Genomic DNA, 18608 nt, shown 5'->3' on the forward strand with positions numbered 1-18608 from the left:
GACGCAGGGACATTCGGCGGGTTGCATCCGCCCTACGTCGACTGTCGTAGCGCTACTGCGCGCCCGTCGCGCCTTGGCCCCAGGGCATGCCACACGAGCAAGAGCACACGAACAATAAAAAGAGGAACCACCATGTCCGTCTTCACCCATCCGGAATTCGACGACCACGAGCAGGTCGCCTTCTGCCATGACCGCGCCTCGGGCCTCAAGGCCATCATCGCCATCCACAACAGCCGCCTGGGCCCCGCGCTCGGCGGTCTGCGGATGTACCCCTACGCCAGCGACGACGATGCGCTGCGTGACGTGCTCAGGCTGTCGCGCGGCATGACCTACAAGTCGGCCCTCGCCGAACTGCCCCTGGGCGGCGGCAAGGCGGTGATCATCGGCGACCCCCACGCCGAACGCAGCGATGCGCTGATGCATGCGATGGGCGACTTCGTCGACAGCCTCGGCGGGCGCTATATCACTGCGCCGGACTCGGGCACCGGCGTCGCCGAGATGCAGGCCATCGCCCAGCGTACCCGCCACGTGGCCGGTGCCACGCCTCGCGAAGCGTTCGACGGCGGCACCCGCAGCGGTGACCCGTCGCCCTCGACCGCCTATGGCGTCTTCATCGGCCTGCGCGAGGCGGTCCGCCATCGCCTCGGGCGTGGCGATCTGGCGGGCGTGAGGGTGGCGATCCAGGGTGTGGGCCATGTCGGCTACAGCCTGGCGCAGCAGTTGCGCCAGGCCGGTGCGCAGCTGTGGGTCAGCGACGTGCACGATGCCAGCGTCCAGCGTGCGGTGGCCGAGCTGGACGCCAACGCGGTTCGCCCCCAGGACATCTACGGGCTGGACGTCGACGTGTTCGCACCCTGCGCCATGGGCGCGATCCTCAACCGCGACAGCCTGGAGGCGCTGCGGGCACCGGTGATCGCCGGCGCGGCGAACAACCAGCTCGCCACCCCCGATATCGCCGAGGCGCTGCGCGCGCGCGGCTGCCTCTATGCGCCGGATTACGCGATCAACGCCGGCGGCATCATCGACGTCGGCTACGAGCGCATCGGCGGCAGCGCGGCGCAGGTGCGCAGCCACGTCGAGCGCATCGGGCCGACCCTTCGCCAGATATTCCAGCGTGCCGATGCTGACGGCTGTACCACGACGGCGGTCGCCGATCGGCTGGCCCGGGAGCGGCTTGGGTAGGGTGGCAGACTTGGGGAGAAGGGCGAAGCGTACCGGCGGCGCGTTGAAGCTATATCGGTGGCGACCCTGCGCCGGTCACGGTGGATGTGCTTCGCGACATCCACCCTACGCAATTGGCATTGGGTGTCGACGGTGCGGATTGGCTCAGGCGTGGCGGGTTGGACGCTCCCAGCTGTCAGCTTTTCGTTACGGGCGGCTACGCAGGATCGTGCCGTCATCAGTGCCTCGCGAGGCTGTCATGAAAACTGTACAGGCTGCGGCACGGCAGGGCTGCCGGTGACGCTCTGGCCCGCTTGTAGCGCTTGTGCCGCTGGGCTCAGATGAGCGCATCCCCGCCGCGCTGGCGGCCAGAACAATGACAAAGAGGAGCGCGCGATGAACGCCGTGAACAAGATCGAGCAGCACAATCCCATCGGAACCGACGGCTTCGAGTTCGTCGAATTCACCGCGCCCAATGCCGAGGGCATCGAGCAGCTGCGTACGCTGTTCACCCAGATGGGCTTCACCGAGACGGCCAAGCACCGCTCCAAGGCGGTCTGGCTGTTCCAGCAGCACGACATCAACATCGTGCTCAACGGCAGCCCCACCGGTCACGTTCACGAATTCGCCGAAAAGCATGGCCCCAGCGCCTGCGCCATGGCCTTCCGGGTGAAGAACGCCGCCCAGGCCGCCGCCTATGTCGAGTCCCAGGGCGCCAAGCTGGTGGGCAGCCACGCCAACTTCGGCGAACTGAACATCCCCTGCGTCGAAGGGATCGGCGGCTCGCTGCTGTATCTCGTCGACCGCTATGGCGACAAGAGCATCTATGACGTCGACTTCGAATACATCGAAGGCCGCTCGCCGAACGACAACGCGGTGGGCCTGCTGTGCATCGACCACCTGACCCACAACGTGCGCCGCGGGCAGATGGATGTCTGGTCCGGCTTCTACGAGCGCATCGCCAACTTCCGCGAGATCCGCTACTTCGACATCGAGGGCAAGCTCACCGGCCTGTTCTCCCGCGCGATGACCGCGCCCTGCGGCAAGATCCGCATCCCGATCAACGAGTCGGCGGACGACAAGTCGCAGATCGAGGAATTCATCCGCGAATACCACGGCGAGGGCATCCAGCACATCGCGCTCGCCACCGACGACATCTACGCCACCGTGCGCCAGCTGCGCGCCAACGGCGTCGAGTTCATGAGCACCCCGGACACCTACTACGAGAAGGTCGATACCCGCGTCGCAGGTCATGGCGAACCCACTGACGTGCTGCGCGAGCTGAGCCTTTTGATCGATGGCGCGCCCGGCGATGACGGCATCCTGCTGCAGATCTTCACCAATACGGTGATTGGCCCGATCTTCTTCGAAATCATCCAGCGCAAGGGCAATCAGGGGTTCGGCGAGGGCAACTTCAAGGCCCTGTTCGAATCGATCGAGGAAGACCAGGTGCGCCGCGGCGTGATCAAGGCGGACGAGTAATACCGGAGCTGCGGGGTGGGTGTTGCGTAGGGTGGATGTCGCGAAGCACATCCACGTGCTTGGCGGGCCCGACTCGCATCGCCGGCCCTACGCAATACGCGTGGAAGATGCTTCGCAGTCTTCCACCCTACGTTCACGTCACGCGGTATCACCAGGAGACGCACATGAGCCGCAAATGGATCAGTTTCCCCATCCGCGAGGGTGAGTGCTCGCGCCAGGCGCACTGCGACTTTCCGCAGGGCACCTACGAGCGCGAAATGGGCCGCGAGGGGTTCTTCGGGCCGGCCGCTCACCTGCATCACAAGCACCCGCCGACCGGCTGGATCGACTGGGACGGCCCGCTGCGGCCGCACGCCTTCGACTTCAACCGCATACCCAGCGAGCATGATTGCCCGTTCGAGGCGCCGCTGGCGTTGCACAACGCCGACCTCAAGTTGCGCCTGTGGAAGACCAACGGTGAGATGCGCCATCTGGTGCGCAACTCCGACGGCGACGACCTGCTGTTCATCCACGAGGGCGCCGGCGAGTTCTATTGCGACTTCGGCCACCTGAGCTTCCGCGACGGCGACTACCTGGTGGTGCCTCGCGGCACCGCCTGGCGCATCGAGGCGAGCGAGCCGGTGTTCATGCTGCTGATCGAGAACAGCGACGGCGCCTACCAGCTGCCGGACAAGGGACTGCTCGGACCCCATGCGATCTTCGATGCGGCGGTGCTCGACCACCCGAAGCTCGACGATGCCTTCAAGGCGCAGCAGGACGAGAACACCTGGCAGATCCGCATCAAGCGGCGTAACCGGATCACTACCGTGACCTACCCGTACAACCCGCTGGACGTCGTCGGCTGGCACGGTGACAACACCGTGGTGCGGCTCAACTGGCGCGACATCCGCCCGCTGGTGAGCCATCGCTACCACCTGCCGCCGTCGGCCCACACCACCTTCGTCGCCAACGGGTTCGTGGTGTGCACCTTTACGCCGCGTCCCGTGGAGTCCGATCCCGGCGCGCTGAAGGTGCCGTTCTTCCACAACAACGACGACTACGACGAGGTGCTGTTCTACCACCGCGGCAACTTCTTCAGCCGGGACAACATCGAGAAGGGCATGGTCACCTTCCACCCCTGCGGTTTCCCCCACGGCCCGCATCCGAAGGCGCTGAAGAAGAGCCAGGAAAGCCCGGCGACCTTCGCCGACGAGGTGGCGGTGATGATCGACACCCGGCGCGGGCTGGAGATCGGCGAGGCCGCGGCCGCTGTGGATGTAGCCGGGTATGTGAAGTCCTGGCAGTCGCCGGGCAAGGGGTGAGGGTGGTTGGCTCGTTCAGGTGTTTGGTTGGGGCACGAATGGATATGCGCTTTGCGCTGCTCTGCGGGTCGTCGCAGACGCAGGCTTCATATACAAGAAAACTAACAAGGATCTACGATGAAACTCGCATCTCTGAATCAAGGCCGTGACGGCGTGCTGGTGGTGGTTTCGCGGGATCTCACCTGTGCGGTGAAGGTCCCGGCGATCGCCGCGACCCTGCAGGCGGCGCTGGATGACTGGGCCCACGCGCGGCCTCGGCTGGAGTCGGTCTACCAGCGCCTGAACGACGGTCTGGAAAGCGCCGCCTTCCCCTTCGACCAGGCGGCTTGCCACAGCCCCTTGCCGCGCGCCTATCACTGGGCCGATGGCAGTGCCTACGTCAATCACGTCGAGCTGGTACGCAAGGCGCGCGGCGCCGAAATGCCGGAGAGCTTCTGGCACGATCCGCTGATGTACCAGGGCGGGGCCGATACCTTCCTGCCGCCCCAGGCACCGATTCGCCTGGCGGACGAAGCCTGGGGCATCGACCTGGAAGGCGAGATCGCCGTCATCACCGACGACGTACCCATGGGCGCGACGCCGGACAAGGCGGCCGAGCACATCCGGTTGCTGATGCTGGTCAACGACGTGTCGCTGCGCAACCTGATTCCGGGCGAGCTGGGCAAGGGCTTCGGCTTCTATCAGAGCAAGCCGTCGTCGAGTTTCTCGCCCGTCGCGGTCACGCCGGACGAGCTCGGCGAAAGCTGGAAGGACGGCAAGGTCCACCGGCCGCTGGTTTCCCACATCAACGGCGTGTTGTTCGGCCAGCCCAACGCCGGTGTCGATATGACCTTCGATTTTCCGACGCTGATTGCCCATGCCGCCAAGACGCGCGCGCTGGGCGCCGGCACCATCATCGGTTCGGGCACGGTCTCGAACTACGACCGCAGCGCGGGCTCCGCCTGCCTCGCCGAGCAGCGCATGCTCGAGGTGCTGGAGCACGGCGAGGCCAGGACGCCGTTTCTCAAGTTCGGTGATCGGGTACGCATCGAGATGTTCGAGGCCGGAGGTCAGAGCATCTTCGGCGCGATCGACCAAATGGTGGATAAATACGAGGCATAGGGTGGATGTCGCTCTTCACATCCACGCGCAGCCACCGAAAGGTCAACCCCGTGGTCCACTCGAAACAATCACCCTACGGAGCCGTCACGGGGTTCGCCGAGCCGCAATGAGAAGGCGTCTGGCCGACCCTTGCACGCCCGGTGACCTGTTAATGGAGTTCTAGCTCGATGTTGACGCTTCATTCGTACTGGCGCTCCAGCGCGGCATACCGCGTGCGGATCGCGCTCAACCTGAAGGGGCTGGCGTACCGGCAGGTGCCGGTGCATCTGGTCAAGGATGGCGGCCAGCAGCGCAGCGCCGAGTACCGCGCGCTCAACCCCCAGTGCCTGGTGCCCCTGCTGGTCGATCCGGACAGCGGTGCGGGCGAGGTGCGTATCGCCCAATCACTGGCGATTCTGGAATACCTCGACGAGGTGTTCCCCGTGCCGGCGCTGCTGCCGGTCGAACCGGCTGACCGTGCCCAGGTAAGGTCATTGGCGCTGCACATCGCCTGCGACATCCACCCGCTGAACAACCTGCGGGTGCTGCAGTACCTGAGTGCGGAGCTCGGTGTCGATGACCAGGCCAAGAACGCCTGGTATCGGCACTGGGTGAGCACAGGGCTGGCGGCGGTGGAGCAGGGGCTGGCGCATTTCGACGGGCGCCTGTCGCTCGGCCACCGCCCCGGTTACCTGGAAGCCTGCCTGATCCCACAGGTCTATAACGCCCACCGTTTCGACTGCGACCTGTCGGGCTATCCGCGGGTGCTGGAAATGACGGCGCGCTGCGAAGCGCTCGATGCCTTCACCCAGGCCGTTCCGGAGGTGCAACCCGACGCAACATAATCGAGGCTGGGCATCTGCTGCTGCATCGGTAGAATGCCGCGCCTCCATTTGTTGTTCCTTGCGCTGCGCTCGCGGCGGATTTCAGACGTTTCGTCCAAAACAACAAAAACAGGTGACGCATGACTCGTGAAAAACCCAAGAACCTCTGGCTCTCCCGCTGGGGCTTCATCCTCGCGGCAACCGGCTCGGCCGTTGGCCTGGGCAATATCTGGAAATTCCCCTACATCACTGGCGAGTACGGCGGCGGCGCCTTCGTGCTGATGTACCTGGCGTGCATCCTGGCCATCGGCATTCCGGTGATGATGACCGAGATCGCCATTGGTCGGCGTGGTCGCGGCAGCCCCATCGACGCCATCGGCCGTGCCGTTCGCGAGAACGGCGGCAACCCGCTGTGGAAGGGCGTGGGCGGCATGGCCATGATGGCGGGCTTCCTGATCCTCTGCTTTTATGTCGTGGTTGCGGGCTGGGCCTTCGCCTATACGGTGAAGATGCTCGACGGCTCGCTTGCCGCCACGTCGGTCGACGGTCTGGCGCAGGTGTTCGAGGCTCACAACGCCAACCCTTGGCAGCTCGGTAGCTGGAGTGTCCTGGTCGCCTTGCTGACGTTGTGGATCGTGGCCAAGGGTGTTCAGGCGGGCATCGAGCGCGCGGTGCGTTGGATGATGCCGGGCCTGGCGGTCATGCTGTTGATCCTCGTCGGCTACGCGTTCACCAGCGGTGGCTTCGATCAGGGCTTTGCGTTCCTGTTCAGCTTCGACACCTCCAAACTCACCGGTGAAGCCCTCCTGGCCGCGCTCGGCCATGCCTTCTTCACCCTTAGCCTGGCCTCCGGCGCGATCCTCACGTACGGCTCCTACATCCCCGATGGTCAATCGATTGCCCGCACCACCTTCATGGTCGCGATCGCCGATACCTGCGTGGCACTGCTGGCGGGCCTCGCCATTTTCCCGATCATCTTCGCCAATGGCATGGACCCCACCGCCGGGCCGGGGCTCATCTTCATGAGCTTGCCACTGGCCTTCCAGCAGATGCCGTTCGGCACCGTTTTTGGGGTGCTGTTCTTCGCGATGGTGTCCATCGCCGCGCTGACCTCGGCCATCTCGATGATCGAGGCGACCGTTGCCTACCTGAACGAGAAACACGGGGTCAGCCGTTTCAAGGCGGCCATCGGCGCGGGCACGGTACTGCTGATCATCAGCATGCTGGCGATGCTCTCGTTCAACCTGATGGCTGGCTGGACGCCGCTGGGCAAGAGTTTCTTCGACTGGCTCGATTACCTCACCTCGCGCTGGATGATGCCGCTGGGCGGGATCTTCATCGTGGTCTTCGCCGGCTACGCGCTGCGCAGCGAGATCATGCGTGACGAGTTGGAGCTGCCTCCGCTGGGGTATGCCCTCTGGCTGTTCATGGTGCGTTACGTCTGCCCGGTGCTGATCCTGATGGTGTTCCTCCATGCCCTTGGCTGGCTGGGCTTCGACCCGCTGCAACGCTGGTACTGGATTGCGGGCGCCATCGGCCTGCTGACCGTCCTCGGCGAAGGCCTGCGCCCCCGCGTGATGCCGGCCCTGGCAGGGCGCTAGACGCCTGATCCCCCTCTTCACATCGGGAAAGGGCCTGTCCACGTTCTCCCGACGCCCTCTCGCCCCTCCGGGGAGAGGGCCAGGGCGGAAGGGCAGGCAAGCCGGCTAGTCGCCTCACGGTTCGCCATCTCGAGCCAACTTCCGGGCGCTTATTCGTCAGCGATGCCGGTCACCCCGAGGCTTGCGCAGGCTGCGCTTCGGGTTGCGGCGGTGACTCGCGGCGTTGCCAGGGGTTCGACTCCAGGCTGTTGTGCACGGCGGTGGCCGCCTGGGCGGCGTGGCCGATGGCGACGCTCATCTGCTTGAGCCCGGTGACCACGTCGCCTGCGGCGTACAACCCGCGAACGCTGGTTTGCTGGTGCTCATCGACCACCAGCGCGCCGCAGTCGTCGCATTCGGCGCCGAGGCGCAGCGCGACGTCGGAGCGGGCACGGGCGCCGAGGTTGGGGTAGATGATATCGAAGTGGTGCACGGCGCCGCTTTCGGTGACCAGTTCGATGCCTTCGTTCTCGCGGTAGCGCAGTTCGCGCACGCATTCGCCGATGAAGCGGATGTCGTAATGCTCGGCCAGCGCCATGGCTTCGTCGCAGGCGGCGGGCTCGCCGTGGACCACCACCGTGACCCGGTCGGTGAAGGTGCGCAGGAACACCGCGTGGCGAATGGCGTTTTCCGCTTCGCCGTAGACCGCGACGTTATCGCCGTCGACCTCGTAGCCATCGCAGATTGCACACAGGCGCAAGACGCCGGCGGCGATCGCTTCACGGGCGTTGGGCAGCTCGGGCAGGGTGTCCTTGATGCCGCTGGCGACGATCACCCGGCGCGCGATGCACTGGCGATCGCCGTAGCGCACCAGAAAACCGAGGATGTGTGGCTGAATATCGTCGACGGTCCCGTGCTCGATGCGTGCGCCGTAGCAGTTGGCCTGCTGCCTCAGTTTTTCCAGTAGCGAAGGGCCGGAGATACCCGGTGGGAATCCCGGGTAGTTGTGGCTGGTGGGAATCAGCGCGGCGCGGCTGTCGCACGAATCGATGACCAGGCACGAACGCTTGAAACGTGCCAGGTAGACCGCAGCCGTAAGGCCTGCGGGGCCGCCGCCGACGATCAGGCAATCGACGTCGGCCTGCTCTTCATCGTCGCCCTTGGGCAGTGGCGCGCGGGGATCATGGGAGTCTTGAGTCATGGGAGCATTCGTTCATCGCGCCCTCGCACCGCGCAAGGGCCTGTGCAGTAGAAGACCGGTGCGCGAGACAAGTTCTGCCCACCCGATGAACGCGCAGCCAGCGCAACGGGGCCGCTGCGCTGGCTGCGATCAGTCCGTGACCACCCGGGCGATGGCCGCGGCCAGCTGGTCGAGGCGTTCGGCATCGAGCCCGGCGACGTTGGCGCGGCCGGTCTCCAGCAGATAGACCCCGTCCTCGGCGCGCAAGCGCAGCACCTGCGCGGCGCTGAGCCCGGTGTAGGAAAACATCCCGCGCTGCTCGGCGATGTGGGCGAATCGCTGGGCCAGGCCGTATGTGCGGAGTGCTTCTACCAGACCCATGCGTAGCCCTGCGACCCGTCTGCGCATGCCGTCCAGCTCGTTTTGCCAGCAGCCGCGCAGGGTGTCGTCGCCGAGGATCAGGCCCACCACCGCGGCGCCGTGGGACGGCGGCGTCGACCACAGGTTGCGAGCATGGGCGGCCAACTGGCTGCGCACGTCCTGCAGGCCCTCGGCATCGGCGGCGATGGCGATCAGGGCACCGGTGCGCTCGCGGTAGAGGCCGAAATTCTTCGAGCAGGAACTGGTGACCAGCACCTCGGGCAACGCCTCGCTGAACAGCCGTACCGCCCAGGCGTCCTGCTCCAGGCCGTCACCGAAGCCCTGGTAGGCGAAGTCGAACAGCGGCAGCAGCTCGCGGGCGCGCACCACCTCCAGCACCCGCCGCCAGTCGGCTGGGCTCAGATCGAAGCCGGTCGGGTTGTGACAGCAGGCGTGCAGCAGCACCACGTCGCCCGAGGGGACGCGCCCGAGCTGGGCGAGCATGCCCTCGATGTCGAAACGGTTGTCTACGCCGACGTAGGGGTAGTGGCGCACCTCGAGCCCGGCAGCGGCGAACAGGGTCTCGTGGATCGGCCAGGTCGGCTGGCTCAGCCAGATCGCCCGTCCCGGCAGGCAGCGGGCGATGAACTCGCCGGCAAGGCGCAACGCGCCGGTACCGCCCGGTGCCTGGGTGCAGCCGGCACGGCCGGCGCCGAGCACAGCCGATTGATGGCCGAGCACCAGACGCAGCAGCCCTTCGGCGAACAGCGGATCGCCATGGCCGCCGACGTAGCTCTTGGACTGTTCGCTGTCGCTCAGGCGCTGTTCGGCAAGCTTGACCGCCCGGGGAATGGGCGTGCGCCCTGCGGCATCCTTGTAGACGCCGACACCGAGGTCGAGCTTGGCCGGGTTGGGGTCGGCACGAAAGTGCTCCAGCAGGCCGAGGATCGGGTCGCCCGGTACCCGCGCCACCTGGCCGAAGTGCCTCACTTGCGTCCCTCCGCGCCAGCGGCGACCTGGTCGGTACGTGCCGCCATGATGAAGTCGTTGCGGTGCAGCCCTTTGATCGAGTGGCTCCACCAGGTCACGGTGACCTTGCCCCATTCGGTGAGCAGGCCGGGGTGGTGGCCTTCGGCTTCGGCGATCTCACCAACGGCGTTGGTGAAGGCCAGGGCATGGCGGAAATTCTTGAACAGGAAGGTCTTCTCCAGCTCCATATGGCCGTCGCGGGTCTCGATGTTCCAGTCCGGGATTTCCTTGATCAGCTGCGCCAGCTCCTCCTCGGACACCTTGGGGGCATCGGCGCGGCAGGCTTCGCAGTGGGCTTGGTTCAGAGCGGTCATGGTCGGTCCTTGTCGAGAATGCGGTTGGGTAAGGGTAGGGTGGAAAACCGCGCAGCGTTTTCCACCCTTCGGTTTCGGCTAGCCTGAAGCCGAGCGGCGGCTTGGGCAGCGCGTGGATAAGCCTTCGGCGTTATCCACTCTACGCCGCCTTGGGTGGAAATTTCGGCGCATGCAGGCCCAGTGCCCTGGCGCGTTCGACCAGCGCCATGATGTGCTGCTGCGCCACATCGAACAGCGCGCGCAGCTGCGGCAGCACGAAGTACAAGGGCTGCAGGATGTCGATGCGATAGGGCGTGCGCATGGCCTCGATCGCGTCGAAGGCGTGGTGCTCGGGCGTGTCGGATAGGCAGTAGAGGGTTTCCTTCGGCGACGAGAGAATACCGCCGCCGTAGATGCGCCGGCCGGCCGGGGTATCGACCAGGCCGAATTCGATGGTCATCCAGTACAGCCGCGCCAGGTACACGCGCTGCTCCTTGCTCGCCGCCAGGCCGAGCCGCCCGTAGGTATGGGTGAATTCGGCGAACCAGGGGTTGGTCAGCAGCGGGCAGTGGCCGAAGATCTCATGGAAGATGTCCGGCTCCTGCAGGTAGTCCAGCTCCTCGGGCGTACGAATGAAGGTGGCGACCGGAAAGCGTTTGCTCGCCAGCAGCTCGAAAAAGGTCTGGAAGGGAATCAGCGCCGGTACGCGCTCGACCTGCCAGCCGGTGGTCTGCCCGAGCACCTGGTTGATCTCGCCGAGTTGCGGGATGCGTGTGCGCGGCAGATCGAGCCGGGCGAGGCCGTCCAGGTACTCATCGCAGGCCCGGCCGTCGAGCAGCTTGAGCTGGCGCTCGACCAGGGTCTGCCAGACCGCATCTTCCTCGGGGCTATAGGCGATGTAGCCCTCGGCGTCCGGTTCGCGGGCGACGTATTTCGTGGTGTTCATCCGACCTCCTGGGTGAGGCATCTTGTCGTTGTTGTGTTGCCATCAATACCTCGACCACGCGCATGCGTGGGCTGCGCGAAACGCCTTTCGGCATGCCCTGATTCGCTGTGGCTGTAAACAATTGCTGACGAACGGGCCGTTGCCGTGAAGCTCCGGCCTGTTCAAGCTCGAAGGCGTCAAATAATCTTGACGAACAAATGCGGCGCCCACGCCGCGCCTGCCCCATAACAACAATCAGGGCCGTGCCTTCATGCGCATCAAGATCCTCTGCCAGAACCGTGTCGGCATCCTGCGCGACATGCTCAACCTGCTCGTCGACTACGGCATCAACGTCGCCCGCGGCGAGGTTGGTGGGGAGCACGGCAATGCCGTTTACCTGCTGTGCCCCAATCTGATGAACCTGCAGCTGCAGGCGTTGCGGCCGAAAATGGAGGCGCTGCCCGGCGTGTTCGAGGTCAAGCGGGTGTCGCTGATGCCCAGCGAGCGGCATCACCTGGAACTCAACGCGCTGCTCGGCGCGCTGGAGTTTCCCGTGCTGTCGATCGACATGGCCGGCGGCATCGTCGCGGCCAACCGGGCCGCGGCGCAGCTGTTGGGCGTCAGGGTCGACGAGGTGCCTGGCATGAGCCTGTCGCGCTATGCCGAGGATTTCGATCTGCCCGAGCTGGTGCGGGCCAATCGCGCACGGATCAATGGCTTGCGGGTGACGATCAAGGGCGATGTGTTCCTCGCCGACATCGCGCCGCTGCAATCGGAACACGACGATAGCGAGGCCCTGGCGGGCGCGGTGCTTACCCTGCACCGCGCCGATCGCGTCGGCGAGCGCATCTACAACGTGCGCAAGCAGGAGCTGCGCGGCTTCGACAGCATCTTCCAGAGCTCGAAGGTAATGGCCGCCGTGGTGCGCGAGGCGAGACGCATGGCCCCGCTCGATGCACCGCTGCTGATCGAGGGCGAAACCGGTACCGGCAAGGAGCTGCTGGCGCGTGCGTGTCACTTGTCCAGCCCGCGAGGGCAGTCGCCATTCATGGCGCTCAACTGCGCCGGCTTGCCGGAGTCGATGGCCGAGACCGAGCTGTTCGGCTACGGCCCGGGTGCGTTCGAAGGCGCGCGTCCCGAGGGCAAGCTCGGTCTGCTGGAGCTGACCGCCGGCGGCACGCTGTTTCTCGACGGGGTAGGGGAGATGAGCACGCGGCTGCAGGCCAAGCTGGTGCGCTTTCTACAGAACGGTTGCTTTCGTCGGGTGGGCAGCGACGAGGAGGTCTACCTCGACGTGCGGGTAATCTGCGCTACCCAGGTCGATCTGTCCGAGCTGTGCGCGCGCGGCGAATTTCGCCAGGACCTCTACCACCGGCTCAACGTGCTCTCGCTGCACATCCCGCCACTGCGCGAGTGCATGGATGGCCTGGAGCCGCTGGTGGCGCACTTTCTCGACCAGGCCAGCCGGCAGATCGGCTGCCCGCTGCCGCGACTGGCGCCGCAGACGCTGGAGCGACTGGCCGGCTATCACTGGCCAGGCAACGTGCGTCAGTTGGAAAACACCCTGTTCCAGGCCGTTTCGCTGTGCGAAGGCGAGGTTCGCCCCGAGCACATCCGCCTGCCTGATTACGGCGCGCCCCAGCCGCTGGGCGACTTCTCGCTGGAGGGCGATCTGGACAGTATCCTCGGGCGCTTCGAGAAGGCCGTGCTCGAAGAGCTGTTCGCCCGTTTCCCCAGCAGCCGTCAGCTGGGGAAACGCCTGGGGGTTTCCCATACCACTATTGCCAACAAGCTGCGCGAATACGGCATCCGCGCCGAAAAGTGATCATGTCCCGCCTTTAGCAAAAGTGAAGACCCCATGCCCAATGGGGTCTATCGAGTGGTATCGCCCAGTCCGTATGTTCGCCAGACCCGCTTCCGTGCGGGTGGCGCCTGTCGCCCTGTTGCCGGCCTCGGTCGGTGGCCTGTGCGGAGGCGATGCCTGATCACAACAAGACTCCACAGGAGAACTGCATGAGCACTCGCATCACCCGGATCGCCCTGGCCGCTTCAGGCCTGTTGCTCTGTACCCAACTGATGGCCGAACCCAAGCGTCCCGAGTGCCTGGCGCCGGCCAAGCCCGGCGGCGGCTTCGACATCACCTGCAAGCTGGCCCAGGGAGGCCTGCACGAAGCCGGTCTGCTCGAGGCTCCAATGCGCGTGACCTACATGCCAGGTGGCATCGGCGCGGTGGCCTACAACGCCATCGTCGCGCAGCGCCCTGGCGAGCCCGGCACGCTCACCGCCTGGTCCAGCGGTTCGCTGCTGAACCTTGCCCAGGGCAAGTTCGGCCGCTACGACGAAAAAGCGGTGCGCTGGCTGGCCGCGATCGGCACGGACTACGGTGCGATCACGGTGCGCGAGGATTCTCCGCTGAAGGACTTCGACGACCTCATCGACGCGTTGCGCAAGGACCCGACCGGCACGGTGATCGGCGCCGGCGGCACCGTCGGCAGCCAGGACTGGATGCAGGCCGCGCTGGTCGCCCGCGCGGCGGGCGTCGATCCGAAGACGCTGCGTTACGTGGCTTTCGAAGGCGGTGGCGAGCCAATGACCGCGCTGCTCGGCGGGCATGTCCAGGTGATCACCAGCGGCATCGGTGAAGCGACCGCACAGCTCGAAGCCGGCAAGGTGCGCGTGCTGGCGGTGCTTTCGGACGAGCGCCTGCCGGGCAAGCTCGGCGAGCTGCCGACCGCCAAGGAGCAGGGCTTCGATGTCTCCTGGCCGATCGCGCGGGGCTTCTATCTCGGGCCTGAAGTCAGCGATGAGGACTACGCCTGGTGGAAGCAGCAATTCGACACGCTGCTGGCCAACGACAAGTTCGCCCAGATGCGCGAGCAGCGCGACCTGCTGCCCCTGTCACTGACCGGCGAGGCGCTACAGGCTTATGTGTACAAGCAGGTCGAGCAATACAAATCGCTGGCCAGCGAATTCGGCCTGGTGCAGCAGCCGTAACGGACCGGCCTCGCCGTGGTGGTGTGGTTTCGAACGCATCGCGGTCGAGACCGCTCCCACACGTTGGCAGTTTCGTAGGGTGGATCACGCTTCACCGATCCACCATTCGACGGGACGGTGGATGGAAAGAGCGCCATCCACCCTGCGCAACTGGCCAACGACAAGTTCGCCCAGATGCGCGAGCAGCGCGACCTGCTGCCCCTGTCACTGACCGGCGAGGCGCTGCAGGCGTATGTCTACAAGCAGGTCGAGCAATACAAATCGCTGGCCAGCGAATTCGGTCTGGTGCAGCAGCCGTAACGGACCGGCCTCGCCGTGGTGGTGTGGTTTCGAACGTATCGCGGTCGAGGCCGCTCCCGCACGTTGGCAGTTTCGTAGGGTGGATCACGCTTCACCGATCCACCATTCGACGGGACGGTGGATGGAAAGAGCGCCATCCACCCTACGCAACTGGGTCTCCCGATCCAGGCCGGGATCACCCAGGCCTGCAGTGGTTTCCACAAGAGCCCGACGGTCGCTTAGGCTTGCTCATCCGCGCCGCGCCGGCTCGGTCACAGGCCAGTAGAAGGATCGGGTCCCGATGGAACTGAGGCAGTTACGCTATTTTCTCTCCGCGGTCGAACACAAGAGCCTCGGCCGCGCCGCGCTGGAACTGGGGATCGGCACCTCGGCCCTGAGCCAGCAGATCAGCAAGCTCGAAAGCGAACTCAGCACCCGGCTGCTCAGCCGCACCAGCACCGGCGTGGTGCTGACCAGCGCGGGCATCGCCTTCCAGCACCATGCCCAGCTCACCCTGCGCCAGGCTGAGAACGCCATACAGGCGGCGCAGCGGGGGCGCATGAGCGGTTACGTCAGCGTCGGGCTGCCGCCCACCACCGCCTCGGTGCTGGCGCTACCGCTGATCGAGGCGATGCGCCAGCGTTACCCGGACATCCAGCTGCACCTGGTAGAGATGCTGTCGGGCTACCTCGCCAACCAGCTCAACGCGCGCCAGCTCGACCTGGCGATCCTGTTCCAGGCCGACACCGGTAAACGCTGGAACGTCCAGCCTTTGCTCGATGAAAAGCTCTTCGTCATCGCGCCGCCATCGCTGGCCGGTGCGCCGGTCGGCAAGAGCGTGCGGCTGGCCGAACTCGGACGGCTGCCCCTGGTGTTGCCCAACCCTCAGCACGGCCTGCGCAGTACCCTGATGGCGACGTTCGAGCGCTTTGGCATCGAGCCGAACATCGTCATGGAAGTGGACGGGCTGGCGCTGCTGATGGAGACGGTGCGGGCCGGTTACGCGGCCACCATCCAGCCGGGTGCGGCCGCGGCGCGCTCCGGCGAGGCAGGGCTGGTGGTGGCGCAGATCGAAGACAGCGACGTCGCGCGGCGCAACCTGCTTGTGACGCTCAGCGACGATGAACTCTCGCCCGCGGCGCTGGCCGCGCGGGTGGTGATCCTCGACGTGGCGCGTACGCTGGTTCGCCAGGGCCGCTGGCCGGGCGCGCGGCTGCATGAGACCGAAGGGCCCTGACGCCACGTGCCGTAAAGGTGCAACACGCCACCATTGTCGGGCAGGGGGCAGCACCCTAGGTGACACAACGCAGCGCTGCTCTTCGGCTCGCCTTTAGTAAAACTAAACACCCTTTGCCGTAAGCGTCCTTTCGACCGACCACCCCGGTCCCTAAAGTCCTCACCCAGACGAGGAGGCGATCGAAGCCTCCGCTGACGAGGAATCCCGATGATCGATGTGCTTGTCATTGGCGGCGGCAATGCTGCCCTCTGTGCGGCCCTGATGGCGCGCGAGGCAGGGGCCAGCGTGCTGCTGCTCGAGGCGTCGCCACGCGAATGGCGCGGCGGCAATTCCCAGCACACCCGCAACCTGCGCTGCATGCACGACGCCCCGCAGGATGTGCTGATCGAGGCCTATCCCGAAGAGGAGTTCTGGCAGGACCTGTTGCGGGTCACCGGCGGTATCACCAACGAGACGCTCGCACGCATCGCCATCCGCGCGTCATCCTCCTGCCGCGACTGGATGCGTTGGCATGGCGTGCATTTCCAGCCGCCGCTTTCCGGCGCCCTGCACGTGGCGCGCACCAACGCCTTCTTCATGGGCGGCGGCAAGGCGCTGGTCAATGCTTATTACCGCAGCGCGGCCAACCTTGGCGTGGAGATCCGCTACGACACGCCGGTCGAGTCGGTCGAGCTCGATGGCGGGCGTTTCGTCGCCGCCCGGGTCCCGGCCCGCGAAGTGAACGGAGTCCGGCTGCCAGCCGAGCGCATCGAGGCGCGCAGCTGTGTACTGGCCGCCGGCGGGTTCGAATCCAACCGCGAGTGGCTGCGCGAAGCCTGGGGGCAGAACGAGCGTGGCGAGTGGCCGTCGGACAACTTCCTGATCCGCGGTACCCGCTTCAACACCGGCGTGCTGCTGCGCAGCATGCTGGAGAGCGGCGCCGATGCCATCGGCGATCCGACCCAGGCGCACATGGTTGCCATCGATGCCCGGGCGCCGCTGTACGACGGCGGCATCTGCACCCGGATCGACTGCGTGTCGCTGGGGGTGGTGGTCAACCGAGACGGTGAGCGCTTCTATGACGAGGGTGAGGACTTCTGGCCCAAGCGCTACGCCATCTGGGGGCGACTGGTCGCCGGGCAGGCGGGACAGATCGCCTATTCGATCATCGACCAGAAGGCAATCGGCCGCTTCATGCCGCCGGTTTTTCCCGGCACCGTTGCCCACACGCTTGACGAACTGGCGCGCCAGCTGGGGCTGCCCGAAGAGGCCTTCGTCCAGACCGTGGAGGCCTACAACCGCGCCTGCCAGGTGGGCACCTTCGACCACACCCAGCTCGACGATTGCCATACCGAGGGGCTGGCACCGGCCAAGACCCACTGGGCGCGGCCGCTAGATACGCCACCTTTCTACGGCTATGCCCTGAAGCCCGGGGTGACCTTCACCTACCTGGGCCTCAAGACCAACGAACACGCGGCGGTGCACTTCAACGGCCAGCCCAGCCCGAACCTCTTCGTCGCCGGCGAGATGATGGCCGGCAACGTGCTCGGCAAGGGCTACACCGCGGGGGTCGGCATGAGCATCGGCACCGCTTTTGGCCGCATCGCCGGCAGCCGCGCCGCCGAAGCCGCGCGCCATCCCACTCTTCACAGCGAAGGACAACGCCATGCAACTGCGTGAACCTCTGGACGCGGACACCTGCGCTGCCGCCGAGCCCTATCAGCTGATCTCCCTGCTCAACGCCGACGAGGCCGAAGTCGACCGGCAGATGCACATCTGCAACGCCTGCCGTTACTGCGAAGGCTTCTGCGCCGTGTTCCCGGCGATGACCCGGCGCCTGGAGTTCGGCAAGGCCGACATCCATTACCTGGCCAACCTCTGCCACAACTGTGGCGCCTGCCTGCACGCGTGCCAATACGCCGCCCCCCACGAGTTCGCGGTCAACGTGCCGCAATCGCTGGCCAAGGTGCGGCTGGATACCTACACGGACTTCGCCTGGCCGGCGGCGCTTGGCGGTCTCTACCGGCGCAACGGGCTGACCATGGCCCTGGCGACCTCGGCCGGCCTGGTGCTGTTCCTGCTGTTGGCGATGCTGATCAACGGCACGCTGTTGCCGGGGCGGCTGGCCGGTGATTTCTATGCGGTGTTCCCGCACAACACCCTGGCGCTGATGTTCGGTGCTGCGTTCGGTTTCGCCGTGCTGGCGCTGGGGATCGGTGTGCGGCGTTTCTGGAAGCGCATCACGCCCGCCGAGGCGCGGGAAAGCGCCAGCACTGCCGCGGCGCTGGAGGCCTCGGGCGCGGTGCTCAAGCTCAAGTACCTCGATGGTGGGCACGGGCAGGGCTGCAACAACGAGAGCGACCGCTACACCCTGTGGCGCCGGCGCTTCCACCACTTCACCTTTTACGGGTTCATGCTCTGCCTGGCCTCGACCAGCGTCGCCACGCTGTATCACTACCTGCTGGGAGCCGAGGCGCCTTATCCGCTCTTCAGCCTGCCGGTCATGCTCGGCACGGCCGGCGGCATCGGGCTGATCATCGGGCCGCTGGGGTTGCTGGTGATGAGCTATCGCCGCGATCCGGCGCAGGGCGACGTGGCTCAGCGGCCGATGGACCGCGCCTTCATCGCGCTGCTGCTGCTGATCAGCGTCACCGGTCTCGCGCTGCTGGCGCTACGCGACACGGCGGCGATGGCGATCCTGCTCGCGGTACATCTGGGCGTAGTGATGGCGTTCTTTCTGACCATGCCCTACGGTAAATTCGCCCACGGCATTTTCCGCAGCGCGGCGCTGCTCAAACATGCCATCGAGAAACGCCAGCCGGACCGGTTGCAGCTGGGAAGCGAGCGCTCGGAGCCGGCCACGGGCGGCCGCTGAGCAAAAGCGGCCGGCGGGGCGTCAAACGA

At 66.0% G+C, this 18608-nt stretch carries 15 protein-coding genes and 1 pseudogene; 12 read left to right on the forward strand and 4 right to left on the reverse strand.

From position 1 onward, the window contains the following. The first annotated feature begins 132 nt into the window (after positions 1–132). The 6 genes from G7026_RS21155 (at position 133) to G7026_RS21180 (ending at position 7449) form a co-directional block, all read left to right on the forward strand. Positions 133–1182: a Glu/Leu/Phe/Val dehydrogenase gene (locus G7026_RS21155; protein WP_181073036.1), complete on the forward strand. Its 1050-nt coding sequence runs from the start codon at positions 133–135 to the stop codon at positions 1180–1182. Between the two features lie 375 nt (positions 1183–1557). Then, a complete protein-coding gene (gene hppD / locus G7026_RS21160; protein WP_181073037.1) occupies positions 1558–2643 on the forward strand; it encodes a 4-hydroxyphenylpyruvate dioxygenase in 1086 nt (361 codons plus the stop codon). A gap of 164 nt (positions 2644–2807) precedes the next feature. Further along, positions 2808–3944, forward strand: coding sequence for a homogentisate 1,2-dioxygenase (locus G7026_RS21165; protein WP_181073038.1), 1137 nt, complete (start codon positions 2808–2810; stop codon positions 3942–3944). Between the two features lie 117 nt (positions 3945–4061). After that, positions 4062–5045 carry a fumarylacetoacetate hydrolase family protein gene (locus G7026_RS21170; protein ID WP_181073039.1) on the forward strand — a complete coding sequence of 328 codons (984 nt, stop codon included), beginning with the start codon at positions 4062–4064 and terminating at the stop codon, positions 5043–5045. 167 nt (positions 5046–5212) lie between these two features. After that, positions 5213–5869, forward strand: a complete 657-nt coding sequence (gene maiA, locus G7026_RS21175) for a maleylacetoacetate isomerase (protein WP_181073040.1) — start codon at positions 5213–5215, stop codon at positions 5867–5869. Positions 5870–5988: 119 nt separating this feature from the next. Next, the gene (locus G7026_RS21180; RefSeq protein WP_181073041.1) at positions 5989–7449 is read left to right on the forward strand and encodes a sodium-dependent transporter; all 1461 of its coding nucleotides are present in this window, start codon (positions 5989–5991) and stop codon (positions 7447–7449) included. Between the two features lie 169 nt (positions 7450–7618). On the opposite strand, the gene G7026_RS21185 is transcribed toward G7026_RS21180, so the two are convergent. The 4 genes from G7026_RS21185 to phhA form a co-directional block, all read right to left on the reverse strand. Then, on the reverse strand, positions 7619–8629 hold the full coding sequence (locus G7026_RS21185; RefSeq protein WP_181073042.1) for an NAD(P)/FAD-dependent oxidoreductase: 1011 nt from the start codon (positions 8627–8629) through the stop codon (positions 7619–7621). Between the two features lie 129 nt (positions 8630–8758). Beyond that, positions 8759–9958, reverse strand: a complete 1200-nt coding sequence (locus G7026_RS21190; RefSeq protein ID WP_308811822.1) for an amino acid aminotransferase — start codon at positions 9956–9958, stop codon at positions 8759–8761. After that, entirely contained in the window at positions 9955–10311 is a 357-nt protein-coding gene (locus G7026_RS21195; RefSeq protein ID WP_181073044.1) for a 4a-hydroxytetrahydrobiopterin dehydratase, read from the reverse strand. The genes G7026_RS21190 and G7026_RS21195 overlap by 4 nt, the downstream gene beginning before the upstream one ends. Before the next feature lie 139 nt (positions 10312–10450). Further along, positions 10451–11236: a phenylalanine 4-monooxygenase gene (phhA, locus tag G7026_RS21200; protein ID WP_181073045.1), complete on the reverse strand. Its 786-nt coding sequence runs from the start codon at positions 11234–11236 to the stop codon at positions 10451–10453. A 250-nt stretch (positions 11237–11486) separates the two neighbouring features. Between phhA and G7026_RS21205 the strand changes: the two genes are divergently transcribed. The 6 genes and pseudogenes from G7026_RS21205 to tcuB all read left to right on the forward strand — a co-directional run bounded on the left by G7026_RS21205 (position 11487) and on the right by tcuB (position 18579). Further along, on the forward strand, positions 11487–13040 hold the full coding sequence (locus tag G7026_RS21205; RefSeq protein ID WP_181073046.1) for a sigma-54-dependent transcriptional regulator: 1554 nt from the start codon (positions 11487–11489) through the stop codon (positions 13038–13040). Between the two features lie 188 nt (positions 13041–13228). Beyond that, complete coding sequence (locus G7026_RS21210; protein ID WP_181073047.1) at positions 13229–14209, forward strand: Bug family tripartite tricarboxylate transporter substrate binding protein; 981 nt, start codon at positions 13229–13231, stop codon at positions 14207–14209. 150 nt (positions 14210–14359) lie between these two features. Then, positions 14360–14509 (forward strand): annotated as a pseudogene (locus G7026_RS21215) (tripartite tricarboxylate transporter substrate binding protein); the annotation flags it as partial. Between the two features lie 280 nt (positions 14510–14789). Then, on the forward strand, positions 14790–15725 hold the full coding sequence (locus tag G7026_RS21220; protein WP_181073048.1) for a LysR substrate-binding domain-containing protein: 936 nt from the start codon (positions 14790–14792) through the stop codon (positions 15723–15725). 207 nt (positions 15726–15932) lie between these two features. Next, on the forward strand, positions 15933–17384 hold the full coding sequence (tcuA, locus tag G7026_RS21225; RefSeq protein WP_181073049.1) for an FAD-dependent tricarballylate dehydrogenase TcuA: 1452 nt from the start codon (positions 15933–15935) through the stop codon (positions 17382–17384). Further along, complete coding sequence (gene tcuB / locus G7026_RS21230; RefSeq protein WP_181073050.1) at positions 17371–18579, forward strand: tricarballylate utilization 4Fe-4S protein TcuB; 1209 nt, start codon at positions 17371–17373, stop codon at positions 18577–18579. The genes tcuA and tcuB overlap by 14 nt, the downstream gene beginning before the upstream one ends. Positions 18580–18608 lie beyond the last annotated feature (29 nt).

Source organism: Stutzerimonas azotifigens (assembly GCF_013522725.1).
Classification (GTDB): Bacteria; Pseudomonadota; Gammaproteobacteria; order Pseudomonadales; family Pseudomonadaceae; genus Stutzerimonas; species Stutzerimonas azotifigens_A.

What these genes read in the sequence shown, in the direction of transcription:
- tcuA (WP_181073049.1), top strand. Translation starts at nt 15,933, where the DNA reads ATGATCGATGTGCTTGTCATTGGCGGCGGCAATGCTGCCCTCTGTGCG.
- G7026_RS21180 (WP_181073041.1), top strand. Translation starts at nt 5,989, where the DNA reads ATGACTCGTGAAAAACCCAAGAACCTCTGGCTCTCCCGCTGGGGCTTC.
- G7026_RS21210 (WP_181073047.1), top strand. Translation starts at nt 13,229, where the DNA reads ATGAGCACTCGCATCACCCGGATCGCCCTGGCCGCTTCAGGCCTGTTG.
- G7026_RS21205 (WP_181073046.1), top strand. Translation starts at nt 11,487, where the DNA reads ATGCGCATCAAGATCCTCTGCCAGAACCGTGTCGGCATCCTGCGCGAC.
- tcuB (WP_181073050.1), top strand. Translation starts at nt 17,371, where the DNA reads ATGCAACTGCGTGAACCTCTGGACGCGGACACCTGCGCTGCCGCCGAG.
- G7026_RS21185 (WP_181073042.1), bottom strand. Translation starts at nt 8,629, where the DNA reads ATGACTCAAGACTCCCATGATCCCCGCGCGCCACTGCCCAAGGGCGAC.
- G7026_RS21220 (WP_181073048.1), top strand. Translation starts at nt 14,790, where the DNA reads ATGGAACTGAGGCAGTTACGCTATTTTCTCTCCGCGGTCGAACACAAG.
- phhA (WP_181073045.1), bottom strand. Translation starts at nt 11,236, where the DNA reads ATGAACACCACGAAATACGTCGCCCGCGAACCGGACGCCGAGGGCTAC.
- G7026_RS21170 (WP_181073039.1), top strand. Translation starts at nt 4,062, where the DNA reads ATGAAACTCGCATCTCTGAATCAAGGCCGTGACGGCGTGCTGGTGGTG.
- G7026_RS21195 (WP_181073044.1), bottom strand. Translation starts at nt 10,311, where the DNA reads ATGACCGCTCTGAACCAAGCCCACTGCGAAGCCTGCCGCGCCGATGCC.
- G7026_RS21155 (WP_181073036.1), top strand. Translation starts at nt 133, where the DNA reads ATGTCCGTCTTCACCCATCCGGAATTCGACGACCACGAGCAGGTCGCC.
- maiA (WP_181073040.1), top strand. Translation starts at nt 5,213, where the DNA reads ATGTTGACGCTTCATTCGTACTGGCGCTCCAGCGCGGCATACCGCGTG.
- G7026_RS21165 (WP_181073038.1), top strand. Translation starts at nt 2,808, where the DNA reads ATGAGCCGCAAATGGATCAGTTTCCCCATCCGCGAGGGTGAGTGCTCG.
- hppD (WP_181073037.1), top strand. Translation starts at nt 1,558, where the DNA reads ATGAACGCCGTGAACAAGATCGAGCAGCACAATCCCATCGGAACCGAC.